At 42.9% G+C, this 17,469-nt stretch carries 16 protein-coding genes and 5 pseudogenes; 10 read left to right on the plus strand and 11 right to left on the minus strand.

Features of this window, described 5'->3' with window-relative positions; genetic code table 11:
- Nucleotides 1-579 precede the first annotated feature (579 nt).
- A complete protein-coding gene (locus ISX59_RS01480; protein WP_220575585.1) occupies nt 580-1,284 on the minus strand; it encodes a precorrin-2 C(20)-methyltransferase in 705 nt (234 codons plus the stop codon).
- 113 nt (nt 1,285-1,397) lie between these two features.
- On the opposite strand from ISX59_RS01480, the gene ISX59_RS01485 reads away from it, so the two are divergent.
- The 3 genes from ISX59_RS01485 to ISX59_RS01495 are packed head-to-tail and all read left to right on the plus strand — an operon-like array spanning nt 1,398 to nt 4,610.
- Nucleotides 1,398-2,546: an ABC transporter substrate-binding protein gene (locus ISX59_RS01485; RefSeq protein WP_044300643.1), complete on the plus strand. Its 1,149-nt coding sequence runs from the start codon at nt 1,398-1,400 to the stop codon at nt 2,544-2,546.
- An 8-nt stretch (nt 2,547-2,554) separates the two neighbouring features.
- Nucleotides 2,555-3,601, plus strand: coding sequence for an iron ABC transporter permease (locus tag ISX59_RS01490; RefSeq protein WP_220575586.1), 1,047 nt, complete (start codon nt 2,555-2,557; stop codon nt 3,599-3,601).
- 4 nt (nt 3,602-3,605) lie between these two features.
- Complete coding sequence (locus ISX59_RS01495) at nt 3,606-4,610, plus strand: ABC transporter ATP-binding protein (protein ID WP_022012793.1); 1,005 nt, start codon at nt 3,606-3,608, stop codon at nt 4,608-4,610.
- Nucleotides 4,611-4,736: 126 nt separating this feature from the next.
- Here ISX59_RS01495 and ISX59_RS01500 read toward each other — a convergent pair whose 3' ends face one another.
- From ISX59_RS01500 to ISX59_RS01525, 6 genes and pseudogenes are all read right to left on the minus strand, one after another.
- On the minus strand, nt 4,737-5,630 hold the full coding sequence (locus ISX59_RS01500) for an SDR family oxidoreductase (RefSeq protein WP_032529946.1): 894 nt from the start codon (nt 5,628-5,630) through the stop codon (nt 4,737-4,739).
- Between the two features lie 11 nt (nt 5,631-5,641).
- On the minus strand, nt 5,642-6,163 hold the full coding sequence (locus tag ISX59_RS01505) for a hypothetical protein (protein WP_032529947.1): 522 nt from the start codon (nt 6,161-6,163) through the stop codon (nt 5,642-5,644).
- Between the two features lie 62 nt (nt 6,164-6,225).
- Nucleotides 6,226-6,453, minus strand: a pseudogene (locus ISX59_RS01510) (hypothetical protein); the annotation flags it as partial.
- On the minus strand, nt 6,422-6,583 hold the full coding sequence (locus ISX59_RS01515) for a hypothetical protein (RefSeq protein ID WP_175413774.1): 162 nt from the start codon (nt 6,581-6,583) through the stop codon (nt 6,422-6,424). The pseudogene ISX59_RS01510 and the gene ISX59_RS01515, both read right to left, overlap by 32 nt.
- Before the next feature lie 9 nt (nt 6,584-6,592).
- A complete protein-coding gene (locus ISX59_RS01520) occupies nt 6,593-7,288 on the minus strand; it encodes a response regulator transcription factor (protein ID WP_032542307.1) in 696 nt (231 codons plus the stop codon).
- Nucleotides 7,285-8,862, minus strand: a complete 1,578-nt coding sequence (locus ISX59_RS01525; protein WP_032542305.1) for a cell wall metabolism sensor histidine kinase WalK — start codon at nt 8,860-8,862, stop codon at nt 7,285-7,287. The genes ISX59_RS01520 and ISX59_RS01525 overlap by 4 nt, the downstream gene beginning before the upstream one ends.
- Nucleotides 8,863-9,543: 681 nt before the next feature.
- Between ISX59_RS01525 and ISX59_RS01530 the strand changes: the two are divergent.
- From ISX59_RS01530 to ISX59_RS01540, 3 genes and pseudogenes are all read left to right on the plus strand, one after another.
- Nucleotides 9,544-9,690 (plus strand): annotated as a pseudogene (locus ISX59_RS01530) (flavodoxin); the annotation flags it as partial.
- Between the two features lie 6 nt (nt 9,691-9,696).
- The gene (locus ISX59_RS01535) at nt 9,697-10,257 is read left to right on the plus strand and encodes a flavin reductase family protein (protein WP_005805930.1); all 561 of its coding nucleotides are present in this window, start codon (nt 9,697-9,699) and stop codon (nt 10,255-10,257) included.
- Nucleotides 10,258-10,272: 15 nt separating this feature from the next.
- Entirely contained in the window at nt 10,273-10,794 is a 522-nt protein-coding gene (locus ISX59_RS01540) for a DapH/DapD/GlmU-related protein (RefSeq protein WP_005805932.1), read from the plus strand.
- Between the two features lie 105 nt (nt 10,795-10,899).
- Here the strand turns inward: ISX59_RS01540 and ISX59_RS01545 are convergent, their stop codons facing one another.
- Together ISX59_RS01545 and ISX59_RS01550 are read right to left on the minus strand one after the other, a co-directional pair.
- Nucleotides 10,900-11,601, minus strand: coding sequence for an epoxyqueuosine reductase (locus ISX59_RS01545; protein ID WP_220575587.1), 702 nt, complete (start codon nt 11,599-11,601; stop codon nt 10,900-10,902).
- The gene (locus ISX59_RS01550) at nt 11,598-12,725 is read right to left on the minus strand and encodes a GyrI-like domain-containing protein (RefSeq protein WP_122330328.1); all 1,128 of its coding nucleotides are present in this window, start codon (nt 12,723-12,725) and stop codon (nt 11,598-11,600) included. Before ISX59_RS01550 ends, ISX59_RS01545 begins: the two co-directional genes overlap by 4 nt.
- 541 nt (nt 12,726-13,266) lie before the next feature.
- Here ISX59_RS01550 and ISX59_RS01555 point away from each other — a divergent pair.
- A pseudogene (locus ISX59_RS01555) lies at nt 13,267-13,629 on the plus strand (phage integrase SAM-like domain-containing protein); the annotation flags it as partial.
- On the opposite strand, the pseudogene ISX59_RS21345 reads toward ISX59_RS01555, so the two are convergent.
- Together ISX59_RS21345 and ISX59_RS01560 are read right to left on the minus strand one after the other, a co-directional pair.
- Nucleotides 13,614-13,742: pseudogene (locus ISX59_RS21345) on the minus strand (epoxyqueuosine reductase); the annotation flags it as partial. The pseudogenes ISX59_RS01555 and ISX59_RS21345 sit on opposite strands and share 16 nt — an antisense overlap.
- Nucleotides 13,739-13,915: pseudogene (locus ISX59_RS01560) on the minus strand (GyrI-like domain-containing protein); the annotation flags it as partial. The pseudogenes ISX59_RS01560 and ISX59_RS21345, both read right to left, overlap by 4 nt.
- A gap of 187 nt (nt 13,916-14,102) precedes the next feature.
- Between ISX59_RS01560 and ISX59_RS01565 the strand changes: the two are divergent.
- The 3 genes from ISX59_RS01565 (at nt 14,103) to ISX59_RS01575 (ending at nt 17,114) form a co-directional block, all read left to right on the plus strand.
- Nucleotides 14,103-14,651 carry a flavodoxin family protein gene (locus tag ISX59_RS01565; RefSeq protein ID WP_032529953.1) on the plus strand — a complete coding sequence of 183 codons (549 nt, stop codon included), beginning with the start codon at nt 14,103-14,105 and terminating at the stop codon, nt 14,649-14,651.
- A gap of 49 nt (nt 14,652-14,700) precedes the next feature.
- A complete protein-coding gene (locus ISX59_RS01570) occupies nt 14,701-15,777 on the plus strand; it encodes an NAD(P)-dependent alcohol dehydrogenase (RefSeq protein ID WP_022012789.1) in 1,077 nt (358 codons plus the stop codon).
- Nucleotides 15,778-16,085: 308 nt separating this feature from the next.
- Nucleotides 16,086-17,114, plus strand: coding sequence for an alpha/beta hydrolase (locus ISX59_RS01575; RefSeq protein WP_005805943.1), 1,029 nt, complete (start codon nt 16,086-16,088; stop codon nt 17,112-17,114).
- The last annotated feature ends 355 nt before the right edge of the window (nt 17,115-17,469 follow it).

The raw sequence follows: 17,469 nt of genomic DNA on the forward strand, positions 1-17,469 counted from the left end.
TTAAGAAAGAATCCGGCCGACTATTACCGGAGAAGTGTAGTAGATTAACCATTGTCATACAACTCTTTATCCAAGCCCGCGTACCTGGGCTGACGAGCCCGCATACCCGGGCTGATGAGCCCGCATACCCGGGCCGATGAGCCCGCATGCCCGGGCCGATGAGCCCGCATGCCCGGGCCGAGATAAGGATCCGACCATTTGCACTAAAGAGAGTAAGGGAAATGAAATGCTTTTAGAGAGATAAACGGATAAGAAATTGGACATATCCATTTGTTTTCCAAACCGTTACTACTGAAATATCCCCTAAAACAGCGGGTGGAAGATGGAAGATGGGGGTGGAAGATAAATGGCATAAAAACCGCATCTTCCACCAATCTATACATCTCACAATCAACGATATGCACTCTAAAAGGTGGAAGATGGAAGATCGAAACGCGTTTTTGTATGAGAGGAAGGCAGGGTAAATGAAAGATTCGTGCGAGTTACACAACTGGTCCATGACGAGTTGTACAACCGGTATATGCCGGGGTACACAACTCGTCTATAGGTAGTTCAAGACCTTCACCGGATAAAGTCCGGTCAGAACCTGATAATCATTACTGAAAAATAGGGGAATCTCTTCTCACGGAGTTCTTCGTTGGAGCAAGAGTAGTATTCCTTCTCTGTTCCTACATTCTCAAAATAGTGATACTGATATTCCGGATGGCTGTTTATGCATTGGTGTACTTCTTCTACACATTGCGAGAGCTTCATAATGACCACTACGGTTTGTTGCTTCAGGTAATCTTCCAGCTCTTTGGTTGTGACAAGTCCGGGTAGTATAATCAGCCGTTCTTCCTGGCTGACGATGTGCATGCCTGCCATTGCTCCGGAAGCTATAAAAGCGGGAATACCTGCAATCTGTTCTACAGGGATACCGTCTTCCCGCAGCTTGTCGTAAATATAATGGATGGAAGAGTAGAGACCTGCATCTCCTTCCGCCACAATTACAATGTTTTTCCCTTCCGCACGGAGTGTTTTGCTGCTTTCGTATACAGCTTCGTAGGCTTTTAGAGCTTGTGTCCGATCTTTGTCCATTGGAAGCCGGAAACATTGTATGGTGTCCGAGAATCCGAGAGTATCCAGAATGGAAAGTGCCCGTGACGAAGATTTCCCGTCGCGGGTCATGGTGGCAGGACAAAAGATACAGTCGGCCGTTTGCAGGGCTTTGAATCCTTTCAGCGTTATCAGGTCCGGTTCACCCGGTCCTAAAGATACGAAACGTATGGGGTGTGATGTTGTCATTTGCTATCGGTTTATCATCTTAATGTTCTGCAAAAGTGAGGAAAATATCCCTATGAAACAAGAATTATTAAGTATCTTTGACCGCTATAATCTGAATTAAAAGACGAATACCGATGAAACAATTCCTGATTGGATGCGCACTGCTGGCCTGTATTTCTTTTGCCGGTTGCCGTCCGAAGAACAACCAGAACGTAACAACTGTAACCTGTGAGGCGGCCGATACTTCTTCCATCCGTATCACACCTGTTTATGCCAAAGGATTCAGAGTGACTTATACACCTACGTGCCGTTTGGTCGATATCAGTGATCCTCAGAAGGAAGGCGGCGAGTCTTTTCATTATGCGCTTGTACCCAGAGGCGTGAAACCCGAAAATATTCCTGCTGACTATACGGTCATAGAAACGCCTGTTAAAAGTGTTATCTGTATGACCTCCTTGCAGTTATCAAATTTCATTAAACTGGATGCTTTAAGTCATGTGGTAGGTATTACGAGCACCCGCCATCTTTTCAACAAAGAGATGAACGAACGTCTGAAGCAAGGGAAAACAGCTAAGATAGGTATTGAGGGGAATTTCGATAACGAAGTAATCATGAGTGTAAATCCCGATGTCATTTTCATCTCACCATTCAAACGAGGCGGATACGATGCCATGCGTGAAGTAGGTATTCCGCTGGTTCCGCATCTGGGTTACAAAGAGATGACTCCGTTGGGGCAGGCCGAGTGGATTAAGTTTATCGGACTTTTTATAGGTGAAGAAGAAACGGCCAACCGGAAGTTTGCGGCTATTGAAAAGCATTATAACGAACTGAAAGAGCGGGTTGCCCATGTAGAAAAGCGTCCGGTAGTTTTCAGTGGAGAAATCCGGGGAGGCAACTGGTATGCTGTAGGAGGTAAGAGCTTTCTGGCACAACTTTTCCGTGACGCAGGAGCCGACTATTTCTTGAAAGACGATCCCCGTTCGGGAGGTGTCACGCTCGATTTTGAAACGGTGTATAGCCAGGCAGAGAATGCCGATTATTGGCGCATCGTCAATAGTTTCGACGGAGCCTTTTCTTATGATGCACTGAAAAGCGAAGATCCGAGATATGCCGATTTCCGGGCTTTCCGTGATAAAGGGGTGATCTATTGCAATATGCGGGAGAAGCCGTTTTATGAAAGTATGCCTACCCAGCCGGAAGTTGTACTGGAGGATTTGATTAAAGCTTTTCATCCAGATTTGTTGCCCGATTATACTCCTGTTTATTACGAACGCCTCAATTGATCTGCCTGATGAAACGACCGACAGTACCTCTTATGTTGCTTATAGCGGCATCTATTTTTATCTTTTTCCTGTTGAACCTTCTTTTGGGTTCGGTTTCCATCCCTATCGGTTCGGTATGGAACATACTTTGGGGAGGGACAGATGAGTCCATTATCTGGCAGAATATAATCTGGAAATCACGTGTGCCACAGGCCCTGACAGCTTTAGTGGCCGGTGCCGGGCTTTCCATCAGTGGTTTGCAGATGCAAACCGTATTCCGTAATCCGCTGGCGGGACCTTCCGTACTTGGAATCAGTTCCGGTGCCAGTCTGGGGGTAGCTTTTGTCGTATTGCTGTCCGGTGCGTTGGGAGGTGTGGCACTTAGCAAACTGGGATATATGGGTGAAGTGGCACTTTCGTTAGCGGCTGTTATCGGAGCCTTGTCGGTTATGGCACTTATTGTATATGTGTCGCAAAAAGTGAAAGGGAACGTCACACTGTTGATAATCGGTGTGATGATTGGGTATGTGGCAAGTGCTATCATCGGTGTACTCAAATATTTTAGTGTGGAAGAAGATATCCGTGCCTATGTGATCTGGGGACTGGGAAGTTTTGCCCGTGTCTCCGGAGATCAGATGACTTTGTTTGTCTGCATTATGGTCGTACTGATTCCGCTCTCTTTCTTGTTGATTAAAACCATGAACCTGATGTTGCTTGGCGATGGATATGCCCGTAACCTGGGATTGAACATAAAGCGTGCCCGGCTGTTGGTAATCTCTTGTTCGGGAGTGCTTGTCGCCATTGTGACGGCTTATTGTGGTCCGATCATGTTTATCGGTTTGGCGGTTCCCCACCTTTGCCGTGCCATCTTTCACACTTCGGATCACCGCATCCTGATGCCGGCTACTTTGCTGGCGGGGGCGTCACTGGCTTTGGTGTGTAATCTGGTGGCCCGTATGCCGGGGTTCGAGGGGGCACTTCCTGTCAACTCCGTGACAGCATTGGTCGGTGCGCCGGTCGTGGCATCTGTGTTGTTCCGTAAACGTAAAAGTGAATTAAGTGAATTAAGTGAATAAAGATATGAAGCAGAAGACCATTCATATAGAGAATCTTTCGATAGGCTATCTGGGTAAGACCGATGTCAAAGTGGTGGCCGACCGCATCAATGCCGGCATTAACTGTGGAGAATTGACTTGCTTACTGGGCGCCAATGGAGTGGGGAAGTCTACTTTGTTGCGTACGCTTTCGGCTTTTCAGCCTAAACTGGGAGGCAAGATAGAAATTGTGGGTAAGGAAATCGATGCGTATACCGACAAGGAGTTGTCGACTGTGATTAGTGTGGTGCTCACCGAGAAATGTGACATACGCAATATGACGGTACACGAGCTTGTAGGTTTAGGCCGGAGTCCGTATACCGGTTTTTGGGGAACACTCCGTGGAAAAGACAAAGAGGTGGTTGAACGTTCTATTGCTCTGGTAAAGATTGAGAATCTGGCGCACCGCATGGTACATACCCTGAGTGATGGTGAGCGCCAGAAAGCAATGATTGCCAAAGCACTGGCACAAGAAACCCCGGTGATTTTTCTGGATGAACCGACAGCCTTTCTCGACTTTCCCAGTAAAGTGGAGATGATGCAATTGCTCCACCAACTGAGCCGGCAGACCAACAAAACGATTTTTCTTTCTACCCACGACTTAGAGTTGGCTTTACAGATTGCCGATAAAATATGGCTGATGGATAAGATGAATGGAGTGACTATCGGCACTCCCGAGGATCTTTCCCTAAGTGGTAAATTGAGTAGTTTCTTCGCTCGTAAAGGTATTGTATTCGATCTGGAGACCGGTTTGTTCCGGGTAGATAATGAATATACATCACGAATACGTCTGGTAGGGCACGGACAGAAATATGCCATGGTACGTAAAGCCTTGCAGCGTAATGGAATTCTGGCAAATCGTAACATCGAGTCCGATATTTATATCGAAACCGGTGATTTGAAAGAGGGTAATGGATTCATTATGCATCTGCAGGAAGGAGAAGTGGTGACGGTGGGGAGCATTGAAGAATTGTTGGAGAAGTTAGGATGAAGCCCGCTTTTTCACCACAGAGGGCACGGAGGATTAATATCTGATTTTGCGAATACGTCAAATAAGAACATTAAAACTCTGTGCCCTCTGTGTCTCCTCTGTGGTGAAAAAATATAAGTGTCGATACTATTCAGACAAGCAGGCTGCCATTCCTTCTTCCAATGTGTGTGGGTTGTATCCGATTTCAGTTTTAGCTTTTTCAATGCTCAATCCGCTAAAGCGGGGACGGGGAGTAGCCTCTTGCATTTCTTCGGTAGTGACGGGCTCAATCAAAGAACGGTCCAGTTTCAGAAAATCGGCTACCCGGTAGGCGATTTCGGCAATCGTGAGACATTCATTCCCGCAAATGTGATAGATTCCGTTGGAGGAGTGAAACATCAGTTTTTCTACTCCTTCCGAAATATCTCCTACAAAAGTCGGTGTACGCCATTGGTCGGATACAACACGAATTGTTTCTCCTTTTCTCAACCGGTTGGCAACTAACTGAAGAATGTTGCCATGCTGCCCCGTGAGAGCCTTTCCATAAACAACAACTACACGCACTATTGCATAATTGCTGCAGCAATCAGCCACCACTTTTTCAGCTTTCAGTTTCGTAACTCCGTAATAATTGACCGGAGAGGCTTCATCTTCTTCTTTGTAGAGTTGATTGCTTTTACCATCAAATACAAAATCAGTTGACAGATGGATGAAACGGCTGCCATACTGTTCACAGGCATGTGAAATGGTTTCAACAGCCGTTACATTCGTGGCTTCAGCTTCTGCATGGTGAGTTTCACAATAATCCGGCACCGAAAGGGCAGAAGTATTGATTACAATGTCCGGTTGGGATTCATTGAATAACCTTTGTACGGCATCTGTGTCCCGAATGTCTGTACGTACAAAACGGTAACCCTTTCCGGGGCAGATATCATCTCTTAAAGAACATCCGGTGACATTGTAGATAGGTTTAGCCGACAAATCGTTCAGTATCCGGCGACCCGTAAATCCGTTTGCACCGATAATCAGTATGTTTTTCATTTCTTTCTTTTTTAATATGGATAGTAGCGTCCTTGTTGAACCTCGATGCGGATACCGAAATTACCATCGGAAGATTTCATTTCAAAAGCACCTTTGAAGTTATTCTTTTCCCATGGCATGGCACCATGGTTAGGCACCTTCTGGCCTTTGGCATTATATTCTCCGTATGTATTCAGGCGCATGCCGTTTTTCAGTTTAAACGATCCCATCTGGAGTTGTTGTGGAGACGAGAAGAAACCACCAAATCCGTATGAAAGAGAGGGCGTGAATACATTGGATAACCCTTGTGTCATTATAATGTCGGGATTTAGACTGAATATTCGGCTATAATCTTTGCTCGCATCGGGCAGCTCGAATTTATATTCCGGTAGTTTGGGAGGAGCTGCCATAAACAGTCCCATGTCGATCAGGAAGTCTCCGTATTGTTTGACGGTAGAGGGCAAATGCCGGATGCTGTCGGACGGTGATTCCGACTGTGCAGAAAGTGAGGCCGTACTCAGTAACAGCAGCAAAAAGAATATCAGCTTCTTCATATCCGTTGGGTTTATCTTTAGTGTCGCAAAGATATGAAAATAATCAGCTTGCCGTGAATCCTTTATTTCTTTTTTAGATGAATTACGGGACCGAAAACAGGGGTGGTTTCCCAGTGCCCTTTTATTGGATTAAATTCATGGACAGCTCCCCCGGTAATACCGAATTTATCATTGAACATGTAGTCGAGTGTACCTCCGAAATGGCTTTGCATATAGAGATCGGGAACCATATAGCCCATTTTAGAGTTACGTTGGCCATTAAGTGAATATTGCCCGAATACGTTCAAGTAATTCCTGACGGATTTCGGGCACAGTCCTGCGATAACCTGTGACGCTGTCTTGCGGTTGTTCCGTTTGTGCAAAGGCTATCGTAGACATGATTGCCAGTATAAATGTGCTGTATATCTTTGGGGTTATCATGCTGTTTTTTTAGTTTAATATCAATTTGTATCCGATTCCTCTGACATTTACGATGCGTATACGTTCGTCAGCCGATAATTTATGTCGGAGTTTAGTGATGAAAACATGTAAGCTCCGTGAATTGAAAAAGCTATCGTCTCCCCAAAGGTCGAGTAGTACATTCTGTGTGTTGACTACCTGATTCTGATTTTCGCAAAGCCGTTTTAGAATTTCTGTTTCCCGATGGGAGAGCTCTTGTTTCAATCCGGCATGTGTCAGTGTTTGTGCAAGGGTATCGAACAAATAGTTGCCTATCTCAAACCGTGTGGTTATTTTCTTTTCTTCTGCAAAACTGAATGCCTTACCTACCAATGCTTTAATACGGATGATCAGTTCCTGCATTCCGAATGGCTTTTTCAGGTAATCATTGGCACCCAATTCAAAACCTTCTACTACGTCATTGATGGCCGAACGGGCTGTCAGGAAAAGTACCGGGGTCTGTTTATCGGTCTGGCGGATACGTCTTACCATCTCAAAGCCATCCATACGTGGCATCATCACGTCGGCTACCAGCACATCCGGACGTGTGTCGAAAAACATACGCAATCCCTCTTCACCGTTGGCAGCAATGGTGAGGGTGAAGTCATTCTCTTCAAGTGTATCCTTGATAATCATGGCGAGGGTTAGTTCGTCTTCCACTAATAATACTTTAATTTTTTCTTTCATAACATAATGGTGAATGTACTACCGTGTCCTGGTTCGCTTTCTACACAAACTGTGCCTCTATGCTTCTCAATCATTGTTTTCACATAGTAGAGTCCCAGACCGTATCCTTTTACGTTATGGAGATTTCCGGTCGGTACACGGTAAAATTTGTCGAATATATGTTTTTGTTTCTCTTGTGCGATACCGATTCCCTCATCGGTGACTGAGATTTCTACTTTTCCGTTAACTTCTGTTTCACGACAGCGGATATGGATAACGGCTTTCTCTGGTGAGTATTTCACGGCATTGTCTATCAGATTACTCAGAATATTGCTGAAATGAGTCCGGTCGGCAAATACCGTAAGATCTTCTGGTTCTGTTTTATAGTCAATGCTGACGGGTTTCTTTGCTTTGAGTCGGTGTTGCTCTGCTAATGTTTCGAGCAAAGGGATAAGAGTTATCTCTTCCGGGCGGAGTCGGAAAGCCTTACGCTGTTCCATACTCATCGTTAGTATCTGTTCGACCAGCCCACTGAGTCTTTGCAGTTGCTCCTGGCTGATATTTAGATATCTGTCTCGCTTTTCTTTCTCATCAGCTTGTCCGAAGTTTAGCAATGCGTCGTTGGCGGCATATGCCACAGCTATAGGGGTCTTTAATTCATGCGTGATGTTGTTGGTGAAATCACTTTTCATTTCTTCCAGTGTTTTCTGTTTCAGCAATGTACGGATCAAGTACCAGAAAGAGAATCCTAATATCAACAAAATGATAAATGAAGTAATAAGTATACCAGCCATCTGCCGGACAATAACTCCGGCTACAGAATCCATCCGGAGGCGGTAGAGCGAGTGTGAATGGATGTCGAAAGTATAGTCGTAAGTATGTGCATCCGGTCCGGGGATGTAGTCCGCTGTACCGGCAACTCCCAAGGTATCGGTAAAAAATTGAGTAGAATCGAGAGTGTGGCTGAAACGCAGATATTCTATCCGATATGGAAGTGTTATTCCCCTTTCTTGCAGGCTTAGTGTCAGCAGGCTGTCGTAGGACTGAAAGTCGGGATCCATGATTATGTCAAGTCCCGAATGTAATCCCCTTTGAAAATAAGTAGCCAGTTCGAGCATGCTACTCTGATCTTTCAATAATAGGTCCAGACCACCTTTCGTTTGTAGCATGGCAGCTTTCACTTCCTGCGAAGTAGAGTCCTGGGGGATTACTTTTATTTCCCTCTGATCATTACGGACTACGATCAGGGTGTCCAGTTTTTTTTCGGTTCTAAGAATTGTGTCCTGTTGTACATCCATACCTTTGGGAACCTTCTCTTTATGAACTGTAGTGCTGCTGCGAACCAGTGTTCCACCTTCATCATTGTACCCGGCAGAGACAGAGATCTCACCATGATCTTTGTCATCACGGCGCATGCATTCTATGCGTAGCATCATTTCATTATAATCACATGTGCGCATAGCCTCGGTAATGGAATGCTCCATGTCTGTTTTCATGGTATGGTACATGCTGACCAACCAATATGTCTGGTAGGCAAAAATAGCTATCAAAGAGGCTATTACGAGTATGGCAATATGTTTTATGGGGAGTTTCATGCAAACAAAGATAATAGTAAACTTTCTGGATTATCACATCTGATAAGACTAAATAACACTAAAGTCAAAAACTACAGTGACGAAATAGCCTGATTAGCAGGATATTCGTGAAGTCAAAGAAAAATGAATAGTGAATTAGGTAACGATTGATTTTTGAGGTCAATTTCATTATTCTGCATTAATCTTCAAAGAACTCTCTTTCAGGTAAAGATAAAATATTTGTTTGTTACTTCGATAACTTGGATTGGAAATATATAAAATTGAGAATTTGTCTGTTTTTGTCTGCATATATACTGAGTTTCAAAAGATAGCTAATATGTCGATTTTTTAATGTATTGATAATGAATGTGTAACTTATGTGTAAGAGGGTGTCATGACTCACTACAGAGGACACAGAGTAACACAGAGGTGTTTTAAAGTTACTGATTATTAGTGAAAAACTCTGTGATACTCTGTGCTACTCTGTGGTGAAAAGAGTTTCGACACAGCCTCTTACACATACTATTTCTAAATCTAAAAGACTTTTAGTATCATCGAAGTTACCGGTAACCCAGATATAGATTTAAGCTCGTCCTTCGTTTTTTCTTTTATCAGTGATTTTGGTTAGATAATCAGTGATTTATATACCTTAATGATGAATATTATTCTGTAATTTTGTACCATGATAATAGAGACTAAAACATTATTCCGTTTGCTACATCGGGTAGCAGTAGTATTTCTAATGCGGAAAAAGAGTTACAGGAAACCTATCCTGATATGAAATGGCAAAAGGGTCGCCTTTTGAATGGTGTGGCGAAGGAAGATATTAAGAAATGGACTAAAAAATAAATTGTTATGAGAAAGAATTTTGGGGCAAAGCCCTTTACTTATCCGCAGCCGGTGTTTATTATCGCTGCTTATGATGAAAATGGTACTCCCAATGCTATGAATGCGGCTTGGGGTGGTATCAGCGAGATGCATGAAATTAGTATTTGTATTAGTGAGGGACATAAAACGACAGCCAATATACTGAAGCGTAAGGCTTTTACCGTAAGTATGGCAGAGGTCGGACAGGTGGTTGCCTGTGATTACGTGGGTATTGTTTCCGGCAATAAGGTTTCGGATAAATTTGCTCGTGCAGGTTTCCATGCTACTCGTTCGGAGTTTGTAGATGCACCGTTGATCGACGAATTATCTGTAGTGCTGGAATGTAAGTTGAAGGATTATAATCCTGAAACCTGCATTTTGCGTGGTGAGATAATAAACGTAAGTGTAGATGAACGTGTTCTCGACGAAAACGGAAAAGTGGATGTATCCAAAGTGTCTCCTATTATATTCGACCCGTTCAATAACGATTACCTGGAAGTGGGTAAAAAGATAGGTAATGCCTTTTCGGATGGAAAGAGATTGAAATAAGGAGTAGCATTATATATGAAAGAAATAAGAATAGACTGCGCACACCAGAGTGAGGCGGAACTTGCTTTGGCGAAAGAACAGGCACAATTGGTATTCCGCCTGAACCATACTATGCCGATGACGGACGAATATGATGAGCTGCTTCATCGTCTTTTCCCGGATATGGGGGAAGGCAGTCGTGTGAATACTCCGCTTACTGTCGTTCGTCCCCATGAGGTGAAGATTGGCCGCCATGTCATTATTATGAATGGTTGCCTGATGATGTCTGCCGGTGGTATTACGATTGACGATGATGCTCAGATAGCTGCCAACGTACAACTGATATCGAATAATCATGATCTTGACAATCGCTCGATTATTACTTGTAGACCGGTACATATTTGTAGCAGGGCATGGATAGGAGCAGGGGCTACGATCCTTCCGGGAGTTACAATCGGTGAGAATAGTGTTGTAGGAGCGGGTAGTGTTGTGACCAGCGATGTAGAACCGAACACGATTGTGGCAGGTAACCCCGCCAGGGTAATTCGAAGGATTTAGATTTTTCGATTATTGGTTATGGAAAAATATAAGAATGAAAACGGAAGGGATTGATTTCTCTTCCGTTTTTATTCTTGTGAACCTTCGTTTGTTGCTTGTGGAGATTCAGACAATATTCCTCTTTATATATGTTTGTGTTCTGGGACAATGCACAAGGCATTTCAAACAGGTACTACATCCATGTATGTTAACGATTTCATCTCTTGAAACAGATCTACTCCAAACTTTACCTTTAAGGACCTTTCTCTCGCAGATATTGACACAAGTAATGCAATTTCCGCATTTTGGAGTTAGAGGTTCATGCAATACCGTTTCCAGTGGAGTATCAGTCAAAACCGTGCCGAGACATTGTGCTGCGCCATATTCAGGGGTAATTAGCAGGTTGTTTTTTCCAATCCACCCTAATCCGCCAAGTAGTGCAACGGTTTTATGGGGCAATATTGATTCTTTTGTTTCAAAATTGAATACGCCATCAGCCACTAATCCTGTATCGGATTGCGATATGGCTTTATAGCCCTTCCCGGTAATGAACTTGGCTAATTCGTCTGCTATTTCTCCCGCCTTATGTTCGGTTTGCGAATATTCATCATCATCGAAATTGTAATTATCCGCTATCCGTGCTTGTACGTAGTCGGGAATATTAAATACCATTTTAGCATATTCTGCGGTTAGCGGAAGTGCAAAAACGATGGCGGTCGGGAGTTGTCTGTTTTGCTTTTCATCCAAATGTGATATGCCGACAAAGCGAATCTGTTCTGCTCCTTGATTTTTTAATTCGTTTTCTATCTCTTGGTTTAAGTATTTCATGTTTCTTTTTTTGTAATAGGGATATAAATATCTGTTATAAGCTCCGAAGCCGGAGTTTTTTCGGGAGTGTTGATGTAAGTCTCAAAGGTGAGTTGTTCTCGCAGGGTATAATCGCTTGTCGGCAACCAGTCAAGGTAAATATGGCGGTACACCTTATTCAGTTCATGATAAAACCCTTTGAAACGAAAGATTGCATATTCTCCCGCATGAATCTCATAAACGCCAAAGCCTTTCGGCGTTTCAAATGATTTGGGCAATATTACCCCAATCATAAAACGGCTTTGTTCTTCTGGCGTGATATACGGATAATCGAGAGTCAAACTTATGTATTTACATCCTTTTGAAGACAATTCATATTTTTCGGAAAATTGTAGCAACTGCTTCCACAAAACAGAGAAGCTATGGATGACATTATTTGTTCTTTCCAATTTCAAGTATGCGATTCGGATACCAGATATTTTTTCAATACTTGGTTCAATTCGTATCGGATTCTTTCTTTCGGGATTGACGTTTGAATGCTTTTTGCGAAATTCCGGAATGGAACAATTGAAATAACTCTTGAATGCCCTCGAAAGTGTGTGTTTGTTCTGATAATTGATTTGCCCGAGAAGTTTCGGGACACTTATATCAGTTGTTATTAGCTTAAATGCAATGTACTCTAATCTCAGTCGTTGAATGTACATTCCAATATTTTCGCTACAAACTGCTTTGAAAAGCCTGCGAAAATAATATTTGGAGATACCTGCAACATGCGATAGCTTGTCGGAATCAAGGTCGTCAAACAAATGGCGGTTGATATACTCCTGAACTCTTATAATCAAATCATATTGCACATGAGCCGTATTGATCTTTTGTTTCCACCTTTTGATATTCGGAAGCCGTTTGGACATTTCCGCTCTCAATTCTTCCGAAGTGAGATTGACTCCTGTCTCTTTATAATATTCTTCAGGGAAAAGCCCCCAAAGGTAAATGAGATAATCCATTGAGAAATCATAGAGTTTAACCCCGTTGTGCAAACAATAGTCGCAATATTCCACATTTTGGTTTGCCTTAAGATTTGTATAATCTATGTCTAAAGGGATTCCACACGTTTGGCAATATTTTGTTTCAGCATTGATTTTCATATATTTCTTGTTCTTTGGGTGCAAAGTTAATCAATAGATTGTGCTAAAGGTTACCATAAGTAGTCTTCTTTTAAAAGAAAATAGGGAATGCCTTAATAATTATAGATTCAATACTTTACATATAGTAATGGGTGATTATATTTTCATTAGTGTAAAATTTCTTTCTGTTAGGGTTCTATTTAATAATTTGCGGGTACCCCTTAACTATAAATTAGCATTATTGATTTTCCCTTGCATCACTTAACCAAACTTGCTCTTATCTCTGTGTTAGGAGAAGAAGCAAAACCTGATCGTTTTATCGTGATAAGTGAAAGAACAGCGGCGGATAAAGTTGGTGGTTATTTCGGTGTCCAACCTGGACATCCGGAATAGATAAATTATACAGCCTACGCCTGAAATTGAATATTTGCCGGGTTCTTTTATTTCCCCTTTTGTGTTCTTTATCACTCCCTCACATTCTTTACTTTGCATCCCAAAACTTTCCCGTCGTCGTGCCTGTTTCAGGACATACGCGCGATGCGGAACTAAAAATCAGAGTATTATGGATGAAAAAGAAAGGAATGCAGGAGGGACGCTAACCACGAACTTACCGGATCTGGCATGTTACATGCAGTCGGTGATCGGACAGTTGGAAGCGGACAAGAAACGTTCGGCGGTACATACGTACACGTATGCGCTGAAATCTGTTACGGAGTTTTACGGGGGTGAAGGAACACCGATGCCGGTGGGTGAAGTTTTCACTCCGGGCAGGTTGAAGGAGTATGAGGAATGGATGAAACTGGAAGGGGCGCGAAAGAGAAGCTCCGGCAAGGAAGGGGCGCAAAAGATAGATAGGGGGCCGAAAGGGTTGAGCCTCAATACCATCTCTACCTACATGCGTGATTTGAAGGCGGTGTACAATCGGTTCGGGAGTTGTCTGTTTTGCCTTTCGTCCAAATGCGATATGCCGACAAAGCGAACCAGTCCTGCTCCATGATTTTTTAATTCATTTTCTATTTCTTGGTTTAAGTATTTCATGTTTCTTTTTTTGTAATAGGGATATAAATATCTGTTATAAGCTCCGCAGCCGGAGTTTTTTCGGGAGTGTTGATGTAAGTTTCAAAGGTGAACTGTTCCCGCAGGGTATAATCGCTTGTCGGCAACCGGTCGAGGTAATTATAGCCGTACACCTTATTCAGTTCATGATAAAACCACGCCGATACCCAGTATCGTCCCCCCCCTACTGCCAGTTGAATCCACCAGGCCGAACAGCAGGTAGACGCCTAATTGCAGAATCTGTAATTCGGGTTATATTCTCCGTGATTTATCTACTAAGTATATTCTCTTAACCACATACCTTTGTAACATGAACAACAACAATTTAAACAATAGATAATTATGAGCAAGAAAGTATTGATTTTATCATCCAGTCCGCGACGCGGGGGAAATTCTGATACACTTTGTGATGAGTTTATGCGTGGAGCCACAGAGGCGGGGAACGAAGTGAAAAAGGTTTTTCTACGGGACAAGACCATCCACTATTGTACGGGATGCGGCATATGCAGCCAATATAAGAAGCCGTGCCCTCAGAAAGATGATGCGGCGGAAATTATTGAGAAAATGTTATCGGCCGATGTTATCGTTTTAGCGACACCCGTTTATTTTTATGCAATGAGTGCACAGTTGAAAACGTTACTCGACCGTTGTTGCGGCCCTTATACCGAAATGATTAATAAGGAGTTTTATTTTCTCGCTTCTGCTGCCGAGGGTAAAGAAGGACTTCCTTATTTGGAACATGTATTCGATAACCTCATGGGATTTATCGATTGCCTGGAAAATCCGGTAGTGAAAGGTAAAGTGCTTGCTACCGGTGTTTGGCATGTGGGTGAAATAAAAGGTAATCCGGCATTGGCAGAAGCATATGAAATGGGGAAACAAATTTCATAATATAGATTGGTATAGAATAAATTATTTCAAAACATAATCCTAAAACAGTATGGAAACAAAGACAGTAAAAGCTTACGGAACAGAATCGGCTGAAACACCGCTTCATCGTTTGGATATTCAGCGTCGTTCACTTCTACCGAACGATGTGGAAATTGATATTTTATATTGTGGAATTTGTCACTCAGACCTTCATTCTGTGCATAATGACTGGGGCGGAACTATTTATCCCATAGTTCCCGGACATGAGATTGTAGGACGTGTTACAGGAATTGGTTCGGATGTGACAAAATTTAAGGTTGGTGATTTAGCTGGTATTGGTTGCATTGTCGATAGTTGCGGACATTGCGAACACTGTCACAACGGTGAAGAGCAATATTGTGATGAAGGCTGGACTGTTGTTTTTAATTCGCCCGATAAATATCTTGGCGGACAGACCTATGGCGGTTTTTCGCAAGCTATTGTGGCCGATGCCAATTATGTACTGAAACTTCCTGAGACGATTGATCTTGCAGCATCAGCTCCCATTTTGTGTGCAGGAATTACCGTTTATTCGCCATTGAAGCATTGGGGGGCAGGTCCCGGAAAGAAAGTAGGTATTGTCGGTATCGGTGGGTTAGGCCACATGGCAATAAAGATTGCCAAGGCGATGGGAGCCCATGTTACTGTGTTTACAACATCTCCTTCAAAAATGAATACAGCCAGAGAATTGGGTGCAGACGAAGCTGTTCTGTCCACCGACTCCAGACAGATGGAATATCAGACTCGTTTTGATATGATCCTGGATACGGTTTCCGCACGGCATGACGTAAATATGTATCTGAATGCCTTGAAAGTGGACGGTAGTCTCGTTTTAGTTGGTCTTCCTAACCAACCGCTTGAAGTCGGTGCATTCAATATTGTAAATGGCCGCAAAAGTTTCTCCGGTTCCAATATTGGCGGTATTGCCGAAACACAAGAGGTGATTGATTTCTGTGCGGAACATCATATTACGGCTCAGATAGAGTTGATTGGTGTTGATCAGATAAACGAAGCCTTCCGACGTTTGGAGAAGAATGATGTCAAGTACCGTTTTGTGATTGACATGAAAGCGAAAAAAGTTTCTCCGAATACCGATAATGTGATGTAAGGTCCCATAGACTGATAACACGGACATGGTCCGTGTGTTTCATTTCCAACATATTGGTAGATATCAAAAAAAGCATTCTGTCCTTGTAAGGTATGGAATGCTTTTTTGCGTAATGCCGTTAGTTAGCTGTCTGTATCGCAGTGGCACTTTATGCCAAACTTAAAATTGGTGTAGGCATAAAGAAGCATAATCTGTAATTCGGGTTATGATGTCTGTAATATGTCTACAAGGAGTCTCTTTTCTTCCTTGTATATTTGCAATGTAGAAAGAAGACAATCAATTATTTAATTACTAAAATCAAGGAAGATATGAAACGAAATTTATTATTGGCAGCAACATCGTTTACGATGCTCAGTGCAAATCCTTCTTTTGCTCAAACCGATGCAGATAATTTCTATAGAAGCAATGTGGTAAATATGGAGAAGGTATCCTTTCCCAATCAGTACAAAATGAAAGTGGCAGGTAATCTCTTTTTGCCTAAAGAGATGAAAGCAGACGAGAAACGTCCGGCAATTATTGTAGGACATCCTATGGGAGCCGTCAAAGAGCAGAGTGCTAATCTCTATGCTACGAAAATGGCCGAACGCGGTTTTGTAACTTTATCCATCGACTTATCTTTCTGGGGAAGCAGCGAAGGAGAGCCTCGCAATGCAGTCCTTCCGGAGCTTTATGCGGAAGCCTTCAGTGCTGCAGTCGATTATCTGGGGACACGTTCATTTGTCGAACGTGAGCATATCGGTGTGATTGGGATTTGTGGCAGTGGAAGTTTTGCCATCAGTGCGGCAAAAATAGATCCTCGTCTGAAGGCCATTGCAACCATAAGTATGTACAACATGGGGACAGCCAGTCGTAATGGGCTGAAGCATGCCTTGACTTTGGAGCAACGGAAGCAAATCATGGTCGAAGCCGCTGAACAACGCTATGTAGAGTTCTTGGGTGGAGAAACCCGATATACTGGTGGAACTCCTCATGAAATAACAGAAAACTCCGATCCGATAGCACGTGAGTTCTATGAGTTCTACCGTACTTCACGGGGAGAATATACTCCTGAAGGAGCAACCCCATTGACCACTACACATCCCACGCTCAGCAGCAATGTCAAGTTTATGAATTTTTATCCGTTTGCTGATATTGAAACCATTTCACCACGTCCGATGCTTTTTGTTACCGGAGAGAATGCACATTCGCGTGAATTCAGTGAAGATGCCTACCGGCTTGCCGCCGAACCAAAAGAACTCTATATTGTGCCTGGTGCGGGTCATGTGGATCTTTACGACCGCGTGAATTTTATTCCGTTCGACAAATTGGAGGATTTCTTTAAGACATATTTGAAATAATAAAAGTTCATCCGACACAAATGCGTAGTTTTTTCTCATGCATTGCTGGAATCTGGTTTATCCGAAGAATGCGTTGTCTTGACGTTAACTCCAGGTGCGGACATCCGTAACCTTGAATGCCGGTTCCGTTTACCGGCCGGGGTAAATGCTTTTACATACCGAGGTAAATGGATTTACATGCCCAGGTAAAAGCATTTACATGCCTGGGTAAATGGATTTACGTCGATAGTAAAATTCAGGTAAATATAATCTTCTGATTATCAATTCCATTTAAACGCTGATTCAACTGCGCATGTATCGGGTGAACCATAAAAAAGAAGGATATGGGAATGAAATATGATATAATCATTCTTTT

It is taken from the genome of Bacteroides sp. FSHCM14E1 (assembly GCF_019633785.1).
Lineage (GTDB): Bacteria > Bacteroidota > Bacteroidia > Bacteroidales > Bacteroidaceae > Bacteroides > Bacteroides hominis.

Bases quoted from the DNA above. Each gene is read 5' to 3' on its own strand.
- ISX59_RS01570 (WP_022012789.1), top strand. From the start codon at position 14,701: ATGGAAACAAAGACAGTAAAAGCTTACGGAACAGAATCGGCTGAAACA.
- ISX59_RS01495 (WP_022012793.1), top strand. From the start codon at position 3,606: ATGAAGCAGAAGACCATTCATATAGAGAATCTTTCGATAGGCTATCTG.
- ISX59_RS01540 (WP_005805932.1), top strand. From the start codon at position 10,273: ATGAAAGAAATAAGAATAGACTGCGCACACCAGAGTGAGGCGGAACTT.
- ISX59_RS01525 (WP_032542305.1), bottom strand. From the start codon at position 8,862: ATGAAACTCCCCATAAAACATATTGCCATACTCGTAATAGCCTCTTTG.
- ISX59_RS01500 (WP_032529946.1), bottom strand. From the start codon at position 5,630: ATGAAAAACATACTGATTATCGGTGCAAACGGATTTACGGGTCGCCGG.
- ISX59_RS01485 (WP_044300643.1), top strand. From the start codon at position 1,398: ATGAAACAATTCCTGATTGGATGCGCACTGCTGGCCTGTATTTCTTTT.
- ISX59_RS01550 (WP_122330328.1), bottom strand. From the start codon at position 12,725: ATGAAAATCAATGCTGAAACAAAATATTGCCAAACGTGTGGAATCCCT.
- ISX59_RS01565 (WP_032529953.1), top strand. From the start codon at position 14,103: ATGAGCAAGAAAGTATTGATTTTATCATCCAGTCCGCGACGCGGGGGA.
- ISX59_RS01480 (WP_220575585.1), bottom strand. From the start codon at position 1,284: ATGACAACATCACACCCCATACGTTTCGTATCTTTAGGACCGGGTGAA.
- ISX59_RS01505 (WP_032529947.1), bottom strand. From the start codon at position 6,163: ATGAAGAAGCTGATATTCTTTTTGCTGCTGTTACTGAGTACGGCCTCA.
- ISX59_RS01515 (WP_175413774.1), bottom strand. From the start codon at position 6,583: ATGATAACCCCAAAGATATACAGCACATTTATACTGGCAATCATGTCT.
- ISX59_RS01575 (WP_005805943.1), top strand. From the start codon at position 16,086: ATGAAACGAAATTTATTATTGGCAGCAACATCGTTTACGATGCTCAGT.
- ISX59_RS01535 (WP_005805930.1), top strand. From the start codon at position 9,697: ATGAGAAAGAATTTTGGGGCAAAGCCCTTTACTTATCCGCAGCCGGTG.
- ISX59_RS01545 (WP_220575587.1), bottom strand. From the start codon at position 11,601: ATGAAATACTTAAACCAAGAGATAGAAAACGAATTAAAAAATCAAGGA.
- ISX59_RS01490 (WP_220575586.1), top strand. From the start codon at position 2,555: ATGAAACGACCGACAGTACCTCTTATGTTGCTTATAGCGGCATCTATT.
- ISX59_RS01520 (WP_032542307.1), bottom strand. From the start codon at position 7,288: ATGAAAGAAAAAATTAAAGTATTATTAGTGGAAGACGAACTAACCCTC.